Origin of the sequence: Exiguobacterium sp. s129, from assembly GCF_018617585.1 — a bacterium.
Classification (GTDB): Bacteria; Bacillota; Bacilli; order Exiguobacteriales; family Exiguobacteriaceae; genus Exiguobacterium; species Exiguobacterium aestuarii_A.
Window position 1 is genome coordinate 26,958 of record NZ_JACSKL010000017.1, and the last position, 14,471, is coordinate 41,428.

Annotated in this window: 13 protein-coding genes; 9 read left to right on the forward strand and 4 right to left on the reverse strand. The window is 49.6% G+C overall.

All coding sequences use genetic code 11. The annotated features are described in order from the left end of the window. Window position 1 precedes the first annotated feature (1 nt). The 3 genes from KNO92_RS13545 (at window position 2) to clpB (ending at window position 4,795) form a co-directional block, all read left to right on the forward strand. Window positions 2–1,174, forward strand: coding sequence for a CamS family sex pheromone protein (locus tag KNO92_RS13545; RefSeq protein ID WP_214761711.1), 1,173 nt, complete (start codon window positions 2–4; stop codon window positions 1,172–1,174). Window positions 1,175–1,314: 140 nt separating this feature from the next. Continuing rightward, entirely contained in the window at window positions 1,315–2,184 is an 870-nt protein-coding gene (locus KNO92_RS13550) for a DnaJ C-terminal domain-containing protein (RefSeq protein ID WP_214696751.1), read from the forward strand. A gap of 19 nt (window positions 2,185–2,203) precedes the next feature. Next, entirely contained in the window at window positions 2,204–4,795 is a 2,592-nt protein-coding gene (gene clpB, locus KNO92_RS13555; protein WP_214761713.1) for an ATP-dependent chaperone ClpB, read from the forward strand. A 31-nt stretch (window positions 4,796–4,826) separates the two neighbouring features. On the opposite strand, the gene KNO92_RS13560 is transcribed toward clpB, so the two are convergent. From KNO92_RS13560 to hemG, 3 genes are all read right to left on the reverse strand, one after another. Further along, window positions 4,827–5,129 (reverse strand): hypothetical protein, encoded by a 303-nt coding sequence (locus KNO92_RS13560; protein ID WP_214696755.1) that lies wholly within the window; start codon window positions 5,127–5,129, stop codon window positions 4,827–4,829. A gap of 72 nt (window positions 5,130–5,201) precedes the next feature. Further along, window positions 5,202–6,284, reverse strand: coding sequence for a TIGR04053 family radical SAM/SPASM domain-containing protein (locus KNO92_RS13565; protein ID WP_214761716.1), 1,083 nt, complete (start codon window positions 6,282–6,284; stop codon window positions 5,202–5,204). Beyond that, a complete protein-coding gene (hemG, locus tag KNO92_RS13570; RefSeq protein WP_214761718.1) occupies window positions 6,281–7,645 on the reverse strand; it encodes a protoporphyrinogen oxidase in 1,365 nt (454 codons plus the stop codon). Before hemG ends, KNO92_RS13565 begins: the two co-directional genes overlap by 4 nt. Window positions 7,646–7,763: 118 nt before the next feature. Here hemG and KNO92_RS13575 point away from each other — a divergent pair, with 118 nt between their 5' ends. After that, window positions 7,764–7,925, forward strand: a complete 162-nt coding sequence (locus KNO92_RS13575; protein ID WP_214761720.1) for a hypothetical protein — start codon at window positions 7,764–7,766, stop codon at window positions 7,923–7,925. A gap of 48 nt (window positions 7,926–7,973) precedes the next feature. Then, complete coding sequence (gene glsA / locus KNO92_RS13580; protein ID WP_074032972.1) at window positions 7,974–8,915, forward strand: glutaminase A; 942 nt, start codon at window positions 7,974–7,976, stop codon at window positions 8,913–8,915. On the opposite strand, the gene KNO92_RS13585 is transcribed toward glsA, so the two are convergent. Continuing rightward, window positions 8,912–9,685, reverse strand: coding sequence for a CHAD domain-containing protein (locus KNO92_RS13585; protein WP_214696763.1), 774 nt, complete (start codon window positions 9,683–9,685; stop codon window positions 8,912–8,914). The genes glsA and KNO92_RS13585 overlap by 4 nt on opposite strands. Before the next feature lie 39 nt (window positions 9,686–9,724). Here KNO92_RS13585 and KNO92_RS13590 point away from each other — a divergent pair, with 39 nt between their 5' ends. The 4 genes from KNO92_RS13590 to KNO92_RS13605 all read left to right on the forward strand — a co-directional run bounded on the left by KNO92_RS13590 (window position 9,725) and on the right by KNO92_RS13605 (window position 14,367). Beyond that, on the forward strand, window positions 9,725–11,086 hold the full coding sequence (locus tag KNO92_RS13590) for an MATE family efflux transporter (RefSeq protein WP_214696765.1): 1,362 nt from the start codon (window positions 9,725–9,727) through the stop codon (window positions 11,084–11,086). A gap of 117 nt (window positions 11,087–11,203) precedes the next feature. Next, entirely contained in the window at window positions 11,204–12,352 is a 1,149-nt protein-coding gene (gene nagA / locus KNO92_RS13595) for an N-acetylglucosamine-6-phosphate deacetylase (RefSeq protein WP_214696767.1), read from the forward strand. Continuing rightward, window positions 12,349–13,113 (forward strand): glucosamine-6-phosphate deaminase, encoded by a 765-nt coding sequence (nagB, locus tag KNO92_RS13600; protein ID WP_214696769.1) that lies wholly within the window; start codon window positions 12,349–12,351, stop codon window positions 13,111–13,113. Before nagA ends, nagB begins: the two co-directional genes overlap by 4 nt. Window positions 13,114–13,263: 150 nt before the next feature. Continuing rightward, window positions 13,264–14,367 carry an LCP family protein gene (locus KNO92_RS13605; protein WP_214696771.1) on the forward strand — a complete coding sequence of 368 codons (1,104 nt, stop codon included), beginning with the start codon at window positions 13,264–13,266 and terminating at the stop codon, window positions 14,365–14,367. The last annotated feature ends 104 nt before the right edge of the window (window positions 14,368–14,471 follow it).

Here is a 14,471-nt window from a genome sequence, read left to right on the forward strand (position 1 = left end):
GATGAAATGGAAACAACTCGTCATCCCGACAATGGCCTCTGCGCTTTTGTTAAGCGGATGTTCAATGAAAATCCCGATGGGTGAAGAAGAAGCGACACCGACCGGCGAAGAAACAGCGGCAGAAGGTGTCACGCAAACGATCGAAGCACGTGACTCTTATTATCAAATGGTCATTCCGTTCAAAGCGGCAGCGGCGCGAGGACTTGCCCAGCGCCAAGTGAGCTCGTCGTTAGAGCTTGAAGAGGTCGAACTCGGTCTCATGCGCCACTCGACAGACGCGTTTGACCCAGACAAATTCGCCTATCAGGAAGGACAGCTTCTGAATGCGGAAGATGTCTCTACTTTACTTGGACGTAAAGGTGGTAGTGACGAAGGGTTAACGCCATTAAACCCGGCGTATGCGGACGGGAAGGCAGAAGTTGAGGACGACAAGTTTGTCGATGCGAACAAGAAGTCACCTCTTTATTTGACGTCAATCGTAGAACAGAACTATATGACGAAAGCGGATAGCGGATATCAGCTTGGCGGTGTGTCGTTCGCACTCATTTTGAATCGTGAGTATGTCTTCCAGGCACCGAACTACGGACCGACCTACACGGTGAAACTCGACCAGAAGAAAGTAATCGCAGAAGGTGAACGAATGGCGAACGAACTTGTCGCCCAGTTACGGAAGCGAGAAGATTTTAAAGATTTGGATATAAACGTCGCACTCTATATGAAGTCGACCCAAGGTTCACCGACTCCGGGGAACTATATCAAATCAGCCTTTGTCGGAACGGATGATCAGGTCGCAACCGGTGACTGGAAAGCCATCGATGAGAAGTACTACTACTTCCCATCTGCGACAGCAACGAACGATGTCCGTGAGGACGCTCAGAAATTCACGCTGTTCAGTGACCGAATTGCCGACCTCTTCCCAGACTATAGCGGGATGATCGGAAAAGGCTTTTATCAAAACGGTGACTTGTCACGACTGGAAATCGATATCCCGATCCAATTCTATAGTCGCGCCGAGCTCGTCGGATTCACACAACACGTCGTCGGCTTGCTCGAAAACCGCTGGGAATATAGCCGGAACGTGCCGGTTCGTATCAACGTGACGTCACTTGGCGGAGACCCTGAAGTGACGATTGTGTTTGAGGACGGCATGGATAGCCCGAAAGTATACTTCTAATCGAGAAGAGGTTCGTTTTTTGAAACGAATCTCTTCTTTTTTTCGTATGAAAAGTAAAAGGATTATCTTTGACCTTATTTGACCAATTGAGTAGAATAGAGTTAACAGAAACGGGAAAGGGATAGGTGAGGTGAATCCATATGGCTAAAAACTATTACGACGAGCTCGGTGTCTCAAAAGGAGCAACCGAACAAGAGATTAAACGTGCATACCGGAAATTGGCGAAACAGTACCATCCGGACGTCAATAAAGACCCTGGCGCACAAGAACGATTCAAGTCGGTCCAGGAAGCGTTCGACGTATTGAGCGACCCAGAGAAAAAGGCGAATTATGATCGATACGGTAGCCCGGATGGACCGTCGTTCGGACAAGGATTCGGTGGCGGTGGAGAGACTTACGGGGAAGGCTCGTCACAATTCGAAGATCTATTCCGACAATTCGGAGGCGGGTCGCGTACGACCTCGCGGACTTTCGGATTTGAAGATATGTTCGGAAGTTTCTTTGACCAAGCAGTTGAAGAAGACTTGGATGAGACCGTACGTGTCAACATCCCGCTCAGTCAATTGACGAAAGAGTCAAAAGTGAGCCTTCGACTTCAGACTGGCACGGTGAACGTCAAGATTCCACAAGGTGCCTATGAAGGTCAAAAGTTGCGGTTAAAAGGAAAAGGAAGTCGCGTCGGACAATCGGGGAACCGAGGAGATGTATACGTCGAGCTTCACTTTGCGGATGACGATACGTATCGTCGTGAAGGAGAGCATATCGTGACAGTGAAACGATTGCGTCCGCTCGACTTTTTGGACGGAGCGAGCGTCATCATTGCCACGCTCGACGGAGGACGCGTGAAGTTGAAAGTGAAACCGGGAAGCCGTCCGGGACAACGGATGCGGATTCCGGGTCGCGGTGTCATGACCGGCTCGAAGGTGCGGTCGGACTTATTCGTCCAACTCGAGGTCGACCTGCCACTTGATGAGACGTACCGTTCTGTTTATGAGCAAATCGAACGTTAATGGATAAGGAGGAATCGTGATGGACTTTAATCGTTTTACAGATAAAGCACATGAATGCATTGTCAGTTCACAGGCGTTAGCGAAACAATATCATCATAGTGAAATCAATGAGTGGCACGTCTTGGCGTCCATGATTTCACAGACGGATGGGATCGCACCGTTGCTGTTTCAAAAAATGGAAATCAACGTGTCTGAGATTGAAGGCGAAGTCGCTCTTTCTTTAAGAAATGCACCAAAACTTCAAAATCCGACGACACCGATGATTTCGGCTTCTTTACTGAACGTTCTAACGACGGCAGAGCGGGAAGCGACAGGGATGAACGATGAATACGTATCGGTCGAACATATTTTACTCGGCATCTTGTTGAACAGTAGTCAAGCACAGGCGATGCTCGAGCGAAAAGGAATCACAGAAGACCGACTCCGTGAGGCGCTCGTCGCCGTACGAGGCAATCGTCGGATCACGTCGAAGTCGCCTGAAGCGACGTATGACGTCTTGACGAAATATGGACGAGACCTCATTCAAGAAGTGAAGACTGGGAAAATCGATCCGGTCATCGGACGCGATAGCGAGATTCGTCGTGTCATCCGGATTTTGAGTCGGAAAACGAAAAACAACCCGGTCCTCATCGGGGAACCGGGTGTCGGGAAGACAGCAATCGTCGAGGGACTCGCTCAGCGAATCGTCCGCGGTGACGTACCGGAGAGCTTGAAAGACAAAACGATTTTCAGTCTCGATATGAGCTCGCTTGTCGCCGGTGCGAAATACCGTGGTGAGTTTGAAGAACGTCTTCAAGCTGTCTTATCTGAAGTGAAAGAGGCGGAAGGTACAATCATCCTCTTCATCGATGAATTGCATACAATTGTCGGGGCAGGAAAATCGGAAGGTTCGATGGATGCCGGGAACATGTTAAAGCCGATGCTCGCCCGAGGCGAACTGCACTGTATTGGTGCGACAACGCTGGATGAGTATCGCCAATATATCGAAAAAGATCCTGCTCTTGAACGGCGTTTTCAACAAGTGCTCGTCGCTGAACCGGACGTTGAGGATACGGTTTCAATCTTGCGTGGCTTAAAAGAACGCTTCGAGATTCACCACGGGGTACGCATCCACGATAACGCCCTCGTCGCAGCGGCTGTCTTGTCAAATCGTTATATCACAGACCGCTTCATGCCGGACAAGGCGATTGACCTCGTCGACGAGTCGTGTGCGATGATTCGGACAGAGATGGAATCGATGCCGGCTGAACTCGATGAGTTGGTTCGTCGGGTCATGCAACTTGAAATCGAAGAGGCGGCGCTTAAAAAAGAGAGCGATGCAGCTTCCATGAAACGACTCGAAGCACTCCAACAAGAATTGGCATCGCTCCGTGAACAGTCTGACTCGTTACGTCTCCGCTGGGAGAATGAGAAAGAGTCGACGCACCGCGTTCAGCAAATCCGTGGAGACCTCGAAAAGGTACGCCTCGAGTTACAAGAGGCAGAAAGTCGTTACGACTTGAACCGGGCCTCGGAACTGAAATATGGACGAATCCCAGAGCTCGAGAGAGAACTAGAAGAAGCGGAACAGTTGGCGAGCTCGGTGACACGCGAACTCGTGCGGGAAGAAGTAACGGAAGAAGAAATCGCCGAGGTCGTCTCGAAATGGACCGGCATCCCGGTGACGAAACTGACAGAAGGAGAGCGGGATAAACTGCTCAACTTAGAAGCGGTCTTGCACAAGCGTGTCTTCGGTCAAAATGACGCGATTCGTTTAGTCAGTGATGCGGTCATTCGTGCTCGCGCCGGAATCAAAGATCCGAACCGTCCAATCGGTTCCTTCCTCTTCCTTGGGCCGACTGGTGTCGGGAAAACGGAACTCGGGAAGGCGCTAGCAGAAGCGATGTTTGATTCGGAAGACCATATCGTTCGACTCGATATGAGTGAATATATGGAGAAACATGCCGTATCACGACTTGTCGGTGCACCTCCTGGCTATATCGGGTATGAGGAAGGCGGACAGTTGACGGAAGCGGTTCGCCGTAACCCGTACTCGGTTCTTTTACTCGATGAGGTCGAGAAGGCACATCCGGACGTCTTCAACATCTTGTTGCAACTGCTCGATGATGGTCGATTGACCGATTCGCACGGTCGCATCGTCGATTTTAAAAATACAATCGTCATCATGACGTCGAACATTGGGGCAGACATTTTGCTCGAGGCAGCGAGAGACGGTGTGATTGATGAAGACGAGGAGCGCCAAGTACTTGAGAAGCTCCGCCGCCATTTCCGTCCTGAATTCTTGAACCGGGTCGATGAAACGATTCTGTTCCATCCGCTCACGAAGGATCAAATCGGTCAAATCGTCGAGAAGGCGGTCGGACGAATGAGTGAACGACTTACGACGCGCTCGATTCATATCGAGATCACAGACGCAGCGAAAACGTTCGTCGCCGACGAGGCGTACGAACCTCAATTCGGTGCCCGTCCAATCAACCGTTACGTGCAACGAACGATCGAGACGAAACTTGCCCGAAGCATCTTAGCCGGGGATGTCGAAGATGGTCAAACGGTCGTCATCGATGTCGAGAACGGGGAATTGACGTTACGTCCATCGACGGTCAATGCATAAGGAAAGAGGAATCCAAAATCGGATTCCTCTTTTATGTACGTTGATGTTTTCGTCGCAAAAGCAGAAAACTGACACCTATAAAAATGAGATAGAGTACCGTTCCGAAAAATAAGTTGAGTACCCACGGGATTGTTCCCATAAATGTGGCGCGGGTTGCTTCCTGAAACCAGAGCAGTAGCCAAAAAAATAGGCCAAGACTCGTTGCGAGTAGCGTATAAAACCCCAACAAGCCTTGTTTCGTCCATCGCTTCATCCCAAATCCGAATAACGCCGTAACGATAAAAATCGTACCAAGCCCGATATAAAACAATCCATCAATCGGTAATGACTGCACCTACATGACTCCCTTCTCACAATCAGATTCATTTAGTCTCATCTTACACTGTGAGGAAATAAATGGGAATCTTTATTGTGAAACGAGAGGACGTTCCGGCTTATAGATGCAGTACGGTTCTGCCTCCTTATAATCACCAGTAACCGCATAAGCCCTTGCCCGCGAACCACCACATAGATAACGATATTCGCAATACCCGCATTTTCCGTGATGACTATCCGGATCACGCAACGCTTTGAAGATCGGATGATGACGATAAATGTCGGCGAGTGGTGTCGTTCTGACGTTCCCACAAAGAATCGGTAAAAATCCAGAAGGTTGGACGTCACCTGTGTGCGAGATAAAGACAAATCCGTTCCCGTCATTCGTTCCGCGAGGGGCCTTCGCCAAATCATCATGGGGATGTCCGATGGGAGGAAGTCCTTCTGCTTTTCGCCGCTGATTTTCTTGTCGTGCCACCCGTCGATAAAACTGGGCTTCCGTCGTCGAGATGATAAACGGCGCCGTCTCTTGTAACGAGAACGCCCACTTCAGCACCTCTTCATGTCGCTCGGGAGAGATGGGTTGTAACAGGGATCCTCGTCCGGTCGGTACAAGGAAAAAGAGCGTCCAGACCGATACGCCGAGGGACTCTACGAGTTTTGCCATCTCAGGTAAGCGATCGATGTTATATTCGGTCACCGTCGTGTTGATTTGGAACGACATGCCTTCTTCTCGGAAGTAAGAGATTCCTCGGATGGTACGGTCGAAACTGCCGCGTGTTCCTCTAAAGTAATCGTGTGTCTGTGCATCCGGACCATCGATCGAAAACGCCCAACGTGACAACCCGGCAGCTTTTGCCCGTTTCACAGCGTCACGGGTAACGCGGGGTGTGGCAGAGGGTGTCATCGAGACACGCATCCCGAGAGATGAGGCGTACGCGGTCAATTCAAACAAATCTTCGCGCATGAGGGGGTCCCCGCCTGTGAAGACGAGAATTGGATTGTCCATCGCGTGAATATCGCGAATGAGTGCCTTCCCTTCTTCCGTGTCGAGTTCATTTTCGTATCGATGAAACTGTGCCTCGGCCCGGCAATGGACACAGGAGAGGGCGCAAGCACGTGTCACTTCCCAAATGACGATAAACGGGTTCTCGTTATAGTCGATGTGCTTCATACCGTCACCACCCGTTTGAGTTTCAGGTTGTTGACTGCTTGTTTTGCGGAATCGACACAATCTGGTAAGCCAACCCCATGGAGAATGGCGCCACACGCCTCGACTCCGTCCCACTTCGCGAGTGCTTCTTCAAAGGCGCAGACATCTTGTTTATGTCCGACCTCATATTGGGGCATTGTTTGAACGTGGCGTTCGACTTTCGTGAAGAGTGGTGTCCCGACTTGTTGAATACGACGGAGTTCGTGCAAGGCGAATGTCGCAATCGTATCATCCTCTTCGTGCAACAAGGACGAAACATAATCAGAACCGATATACATCCGAATCAACGCTTTTCCTTCAGGTGCCATATGTGGCCACTTCTTATGCATCCAACTGCAGGCGGTCAAAGCGTTACCCTCCGACTTGGCGATGACGTAACCTGTCCCGTCTAGCGCCTCGACCTCTGATTCGTCGAATGCGGCAAGAACGGTCATCGAGGACGTTCGCTTACGAGTCGACAAACGCTCGGCTTCCGGAAAACCGAGCAGCGGCCCGAGCATGTTTGGGGAAGTCGCAAGAATGATCCCGTCAAACTGCTCGACCGTTCCATCCGCCAATGTGATTTCATGCGGTCTTACGGACTTGACGATTGTCTTCAGTACGAGCCGGTCAATGGAAGGGCGGAGCGCTTCGACGAGTGCACCGAGTCCTTGGTCGATGGATAAAAACTTTCCGGTCTCTGACGGCTTCACCCCAGCCTGAGAAGGCGGTGTGAGTGCTTTCATCCCGAGAATCAGACTGCGAGTTTTTTGTTCAATCGTGATAAACTGAGGGAAAGTAGACTCGATGCTCATATCGTCGAGCGTTCCGTTATAAATCCCGGACAGAAGGGGCTCGATCATCGTGTCGACGACTTCTGATCCGAGTCTCGTCCGAAAGAAGCGGTCGAGCGAGATGTCCTCTCCTTCATACACACGCGAAATGACAAGGTCGAGTCCGGCACGAAATTTCCCTCTCCACGTAAAGAGATCCGTTTTTACCATCGGCCAAAACTTGGTCGGAATACCCATGACCGATCCAGCTGGCATCTGTCTCAGTTGTTGACGTACGTAAATATAAGAGGTCCCGGTTTTAGAACGAACGAGTTGGTCCTCAAGGCCGAGATCGGTAATGAGAGACGTCAAGGTCGGCTTACGCGCCATATAACCGTCCGGACCGGTCTCTAACGTAAATCCATCTCGATAGATGGTTTTGATTTTTCCACCGAGACGGTCTTGTGCCTCGAACAGTGTGACGTGTGCACCGGCTTCTTTAGCATAATGTGCTGCGGCCAGTCCGGCGATGCCACCTCCGATAATTGCGATCTGATTCAATCGATTCACCCATTTCTATAAAGTTCTTGTCGTATTAACGGTACCGAGAATATAGACGCAGACATAGGATAAGTGTCACGGAGTTCTAGACAAATTTGTCACGAATTCGAAAGGGGACGATGAAATGATGGCTTTCATCATTGTCGCGACGGTCATCGTGTCAGGTGTGGTTGGTTTTATTGTGACGATGAATCGGCATGGAGAAAAGTTGGTCGGGGACGAAGAAAGTCCACCGATGATTTGGGCGGACGAAGAGTGGTATAAAGAAGATGGACCGCCAGACGGGTAATATGATAAGATGACCCGGTTGAAATTTGATGGAACATGAGGTGATCGAATGAATGTACTCGAACAACAGTTGAACCACTTGATTGATGAGTGTCGTCCGTATACGGCTCAGGGGAAAGTGGCGGACTACATCCCAGAACTGGCGCATGTGAAAAACGATTTACTCGGGGTGGCGATTTGTTTGCCGGACGGTACGTATATTCACGCTGGGGACGTTCATCACAAGTTTACGATTCAAAGTGTATCGAAGGCGCTGACGCTTTGTTATGTGCTGATGGAATTTGGGGAAGACTATGTGTTTTCAAAAGTGGGGATGGAACCGACGGGTGATGCGTTCAACTCGATTGCGAAACTCGAGGAAACGGTCCCGTCAAAACCACTGAATCCGATGATCAATGCAGGGGCGTTAGCGGTGACGAGTATGATTTTAGGGGAGACGGCGGACTTAAAGATTTATCAGTTCCGCCAATTTTTAGCGACTCTATTAAATCGACCGGTGGAGGAGATTACGTACGATGAAAAAGTCGCTCGCTCTGAATACGAGACGACCGACTTGAATCGCGCACTCCTCTATTTCATGCGTCATCATGGAATTGTAGAAGGAGACGTCGATGAGATTATCGACGTATATACGAAACAGTGTGCCATTGAAATCGATTGTTTTGACTTGGCGCGAATCGGACGTGTCTTCGCAGGGAACGGGGAAGACCCGGAGACAGGTGAAGAATTGATTCCACGTCGAGTCGTCCGGATCGTCAAAGCCATCATGACGACATGTGGCATGTACGATGCATCAGGCGAGTTCGCCGTCCGTGTCGGTCTTCCCGGAAAGAGTGGAGTGTCGGGTGCGATTTTAGCAGTCGGGAACCACGAACTGGATTTGAATAACGTTGGGTTTGGCATCTTCGGTCCGGCGCTTGATTCAAAAGGGAATTCGATCGCGGGGATGAAGTTGCTTGAACTATTGATTGAACGGTATACATCGCGTTAAATTGATAGGTGCTCCACGGATTCATCAAGTTCCTGCTGTAAGACATCAACTTTTTTGTCATATGGGGATTGCAGGTCGGTAGGAGGGGTGAAGGCCAGCCAACGCTTCAACAGTTGATCATGGTCATTCATCTCACCGAGTTCGGTTTGCATCTTTTTTAACGTACGGACGGTGTCGATTGACGCGTCCGACTCGTAGTTTAACAAATATTCATGCAAGTATCGTTCACGTTTCACGGCTAAGCGAACCTTATGGAGCGCTTCGATTTGTTCTTTTCCACTCGATTGTTCATGATAGATGCGAATTCGTTGTTTGCGTTCGCTTTTCGCCTTTTCTAACATCGGAGAGGCGTTCGTTTTTTTAAACGCACGAAACAACGGTCCGCCGATGAAACGACGAATTTGTTGGTCGAGTGAGGGGGTCATCTTTTCACTGACTCGTGTCGAGAGAATGGTTCGTTCGATGGCCCGTTGCTTTTCCATGGTTTGTAGAAATGCTTCATCAAGCTCAGTTTTTACATCAAACTGTTCGATGAGGACATCGAGGTCACGCACATGACCGAGTGCCTCCATCAATTGTTTGAGTTGCCGGAACGTCGCCGGCTTTGTCTCAAAGATCTGCATGAACGTGATCAGCTTTCGTAAATGAACGCGGGCGCGATGAATGTCCTCGGAATTGTTGAACGAGAGGGCCTCGGTCACGTAGTGGTTAAATGTATTCCACGTTTCTAACAGCTCAAATTTAAGTTTTTCTGCATGCCGTTGATTCATGATATTGTTTCCTTTCTGAAAAAGAGATGAGGGTTGTCCATGTACCAAACACATTCATTAAACGAAAAAATCAAACTGTTCTTTACGATTTTTTTTCCAATCCTAGTCACGCAAGTGTCTTTTTATTTGATTAGCTTTTTTGATACCGTCATGTCCGGACGCGCAGGCGCCGTCGATTTGGCCGGTGTCGGTGTCGGTTCGAGTCTTTGGATGCCCGTTTACACCGGGCTTAGCGGAATCTTGTTGGCAGTTGCCCCGATTGTGTCGCAAGCGCTCGGCGCGCGGGACCGTCAACAAATTCAACGTACGTTATTTCAAGGCATCTACTTAGCCATCATGCTCAGTGTGATCACGCTGACATTAGGGTCTTTCCTCGTGCCACTCGCAATCGAAGGGATGGGGCTTAGTACGGAAGGGAAGCGAATCGCGACCCAATACTTACTTGCGCTTGGTTTCGGTGTCTTACCGATGTTCTTGTTCAACGTGCTTCGCACGCTCATGGATGCGCTTGGCAAGACGAGGGTCTCGATGATCCTCATACTATTAGGGTTACCCATTAATGTCGGATTAAATTACATCTTCATCTTTGGAAAACTCGGGATTCCGGCGTACGGTGGCGTCGGAGCAGGAATCGCCTCGAGCATCACCTATTGGTTGCTCTTTTTCATGGCATTCTTCTTCGTCCGAAACGGAAAACCGTTCCGCGAGTACAAGTTCTTACGGACATCGGAGCGAATCGTCTGGCTCAGACAAAAAGAGTTGTTACAACTCGGGACACCAATCGGGCTAGCGATTTTCGCCGAGGTCAGCATCTTTGCGGCAGTCACACTACTGCTCAGCTCATACGGTGACCAAATCGTCGCGGCACACCAAGCGGCCATTAACTTTGCGTCGTTCGTGTACATGCTCCCGTTGTCGGCATCGAGCGCGTTGACGATTGTCGTCGGGTATGAACTTGGTGCGAAACGACTACAGGACGCCGTTCGATATGCGAAGATTGGGATTTCGCTTTGTCTAGGTGTCTCCATCTTCTCGGGTGCTTTCTTGTTTTGGCAAAATGAACGGGTCGCAGCCATTTATACGAATGACCCGACAGTCGTGGACCTTGCGGCACACTTCATGATTTTCGCCGTGTTCTTCCAGTTGTCAGATGCTGTCGCTGCACCGATTCAAGGAATTTTACGAGGGTTCAAAGACGTCAACATTACGTTGGTCCTCTCTCTCGTCGCCTATTGGGTCATCGGCTTACCACTCGGTTATGTGTTGGCGGAGCATGCTGGATTTGGACCGGATGGCTACTGGATTGGATTGATTGCCGGACTGGCTGCCGGAGCGGTCTTATTATTCCTTCGACTAGTGTGGATTGTCCGTCGCTTCGGGACGCTTCAATCGACGTCATAACCCAAAGATTGTTCACAAGTGTGAACAATCTTTTATTTATCCAAAATTGGTCTATACAACTATACTTTTATTCGGTATGATAACATGGAAGAAAACAATAGAAGGAGTGGTGAAGCGATGGGGACATTGATCAATGCTCATATCGTGTCAGCGGAACAAACGTGGGAGCGTGGGTACATCAGATGGAGTGACCAATCGATTGAAGAAATCGGATCGATGGAACAGTTTAAGCAACGAGATAAGAGCGTGATTGATGTTTCGGGTGCGCTCGTCACGCCTGGCCTTATCGATGTCCATATACACGGGGGATATGAAGTCGACACGATGGACGCGGACGAGTCACGGCTTCGTCAATTAAGTGAAGACATGCTTCAAGAGGGCGTCACGTCATTCTTTGCGACCACGATCACCCAATCGAAAGAAGCGATTGAACGTGCGTTGACAGCAGTTCGGAACGTCATTGAAGCAGAGAATACGACCATCGTCGGGATTCATTTAGAAGGACCATTCGTCAATGTGGAGATGGCGGGTGCGCAACCAGCAGAACATATCATTGACCCAGATGCGGAACAATTCCGAAAGTGGCAACAGCTTGCCGGGGGTCATATCCGACTCGTCACGTATGCACCGGAACGACCGGGAGCCCGAGCATTTGAAGCAGCCCTTCGTGAATCGGGTGCGATCGGTTCAGCGGGACACACGAGTGCGACGTTTGAAGAGAACAAGCAGGCGGGCGTCAAACATGGAACACACCTATATAACCAAATGCGTGGCTTGCATCATCGGGAACCGGGAACGGTCGGATATTGTCTCTTAGAGAAAGGTGTCATGGCCGAAATCATTCCAGACGGGATTCACAGTCGTCCGGAGATGGTCGATTTTGCTTACCGCTTAAAAGGAGCGGATGAACTCGTTGTCATCACGGATGCGATGCGGGCGAAGGGGCTGCCTGACGGACAGTATGAACTTGGGGGACAACCCGTCATCGTAGAAGGAGGCGCTGCCCGTCTTGAAGCAGGGAATCTCGCCGGGAGTGTCTTGACGATGGATACGGCATTCCGAAATATTCAAGCGTATACGGGATGTACGCTGGAAGAAGCGGTCAAGATGACTTCGACGAATGCGGCAAAAGAGTTCGGATTGACGACAAAAGGAGACATCAAAACGGGGTTTGATGCGGACCTTGTCGTTTGGGATGACAGTGCACATGTTCAAATGACAATCGTCAAAGGAAACATTGCATATGAACGGGAGGAACAACGATGAACGTATTAGTCGCAAAGACAGCGAATGACGCGGAACGTATCGCCTATTCGCTCATTAAAGAACGGATTTCAGGGAAACATGACTTCGTACTCGGTCTCGCGACAGGCAGCACGCCGGTCGGGATGTATCAAATGTTTAAACAAGACGCGCTCGATTGTAGCCATGTGACAAGCGTCAATTTAGATGAATACATCGGTCTATCACCAGAGCATCCACAAAGTTACAACCGCTTTATGAAAGATCGCTTGTTTGACGAAGTGCCGTTCAAACAAAGCCATCTTCCTCAAGGCGATGCGCCAGACCCTGAAGCGGAGGCGGCACGCTACGAAGGTCTCGTTCGGAAACTTGGTGTCGACTTACAACTTCTTGGTATCGGGGAAAATGGACACATCGCATTTAATGAACCAGGTACAGCGCTTGATGCGAAGACACATGTGACTGAACTCACCGAATCCACACGAGAAGCAAACCGTCGCTTTTTTGACCGATTGGAAGACGTCCCGACGCATGCGATCACAATGGGACTCGATACAATCATGAATGCGCGTGAGATTGTCCTTGTGGCAACAGGCGAGCGAAAGGCAGAGGCCGTACAACATATGATTGAAAGTGTACCGACGGTCGACTGGCCAGCGACGATCCTTCAAGCGCATCCAGGTGTGACGATCGTACTCGACGAAGCGGCCGCATCGCGCTGTGCGGAAGCCCTTCAAGCACGAGGACAAGAAGCAGCAACTCGATTCTTCACTATTCGGGCTTAATCAACCTGCGGAGACATCTCCGTGGGTTTTTCTGTTTTCAACTATGGGAAAATGTAAAGAAATGAATTTGTCATCAAAACGTTTTCGACAAATTTCACACTTTCCTCTATAATGAGTGAAGCTTATTACTTTGACTCGAAGGAGACCATTATGAATTCTAGAACACATACTCGTAGACAGCGCAAAGGTCCGTCTGCGTTTTATAAAGTCTTTAGTGCCCTTGTGCTGATTGCGATTATTGCTGGGTCTAGCATTTACGGTACCGCATTTTATAAAGCCCACAACATGTTGTCCGGCACTCAAGTCACGCTAGAGGACGACCCGACGGTTGAACCGACTCGCTTTGACAAAGAAGATACGGAGTCATTTTTGATTTTAGGGACAGACCTTTCTCCACAAAAGAAAGCACGTGGAGAGTATGGACGCTCGGATGTCATGATCGTCGTCATTCTGAACAAGAAAGAAAAGCAGACGACGATGCTCAGTATCCCGCGTGACTCGTACGTCAATATCGATTACACAGGATACAATATCCCTTATGGAAAGACGGGTCTTGATCAAGATAAGATCACACATGCCTACTATTTCGGTTCCATGGATGAATCGAACCCGAACAACGGGATGCGTATGGCAACAAACACGATTGAGGACTTGGTCGGTGTTGAAATCGACCATGTCGTCTCGCTCAACTTCCAAGGATTTGTGGATTTCATTGATGCAGTCGGTGGTGTTGAGATCGACGTTCCATTCTCATCACAACAAAACAGCTATGACGCCTCACGTGAGACCGTACAAATCGAAGAAGGACTTCAGCAACTTTCTGGTGAAGAGGCACTCGCCTATGTCCGTAACCGATATGATGACCCACGTGGAGACATCGGGCGTGGACAACGCCAGATGGAAGTCATTAATGCCGTGCTCGAACAGTCACTTGGCACGTCACTCATCAATAACTATGATAAGGTCTTGAAAGCCGTGGGCGACAACATGCAGACGACGCTCGGACCGAATGACTATATGCGTTTGATTGAAGATGTCGGTGCACTACACAATACGGTGCAATATCAATTGACAGGTGAAGGCGCCCGTGCAGATGACGGCCACTTCTACTATTTCTTGAATGAACCGCTTCTTGAAGAAGTGCGCTACCGTGTGCAACAAGCGGACGCAGGCAATCCTGTGGAGCCGATGACGGATACGGAATTAGAGTCTTACACGTTAGACCCGAGTGGGGTAACGTACGAAGCGCAATAAAAAAAGTTTGCCCCAGTGAACTGCCCCATAAAAGTTGGACACGAAAATCCAACTTTTATGGGGTGTTTTTTATGACCAAATATTCAAAGGCATTGAAAGTCCAG

Bases quoted from the DNA above. Each gene is read 5' to 3' on its own strand.
- nagB (WP_214696769.1), top strand. From the start codon at position 12,349: ATGAACGTATTAGTCGCAAAGACAGCGAATGACGCGGAACGTATCGCC.
- KNO92_RS13550 (WP_214696751.1), top strand. From the start codon at position 1,315: ATGGCTAAAAACTATTACGACGAGCTCGGTGTCTCAAAAGGAGCAACC.
- KNO92_RS13545 (WP_214761711.1), top strand. From the start codon at position 2: ATGAAATGGAAACAACTCGTCATCCCGACAATGGCCTCTGCGCTTTTG.
- KNO92_RS13585 (WP_214696763.1), bottom strand. From the start codon at position 9,685: ATGAATCAACGGCATGCAGAAAAACTTAAATTTGAGCTGTTAGAAACG.
- KNO92_RS13605 (WP_214696771.1), top strand. From the start codon at position 13,264: ATGAATTCTAGAACACATACTCGTAGACAGCGCAAAGGTCCGTCTGCG.
- KNO92_RS13575 (WP_214761720.1), top strand. From the start codon at position 7,764: ATGGCTTTCATCATTGTCGCGACGGTCATCGTGTCAGGTGTGGTTGGT.
- KNO92_RS13565 (WP_214761716.1), bottom strand. From the start codon at position 6,284: ATGAAGCACATCGACTATAACGAGAACCCGTTTATCGTCATTTGGGAA.
- nagA (WP_214696767.1), top strand. From the start codon at position 11,204: ATGGGGACATTGATCAATGCTCATATCGTGTCAGCGGAACAAACGTGG.
- glsA (WP_074032972.1), top strand. From the start codon at position 7,974: ATGAATGTACTCGAACAACAGTTGAACCACTTGATTGATGAGTGTCGT.
- clpB (WP_214761713.1), top strand. From the start codon at position 2,204: ATGGACTTTAATCGTTTTACAGATAAAGCACATGAATGCATTGTCAGT.
- KNO92_RS13590 (WP_214696765.1), top strand. From the start codon at position 9,725: ATGTACCAAACACATTCATTAAACGAAAAAATCAAACTGTTCTTTACG.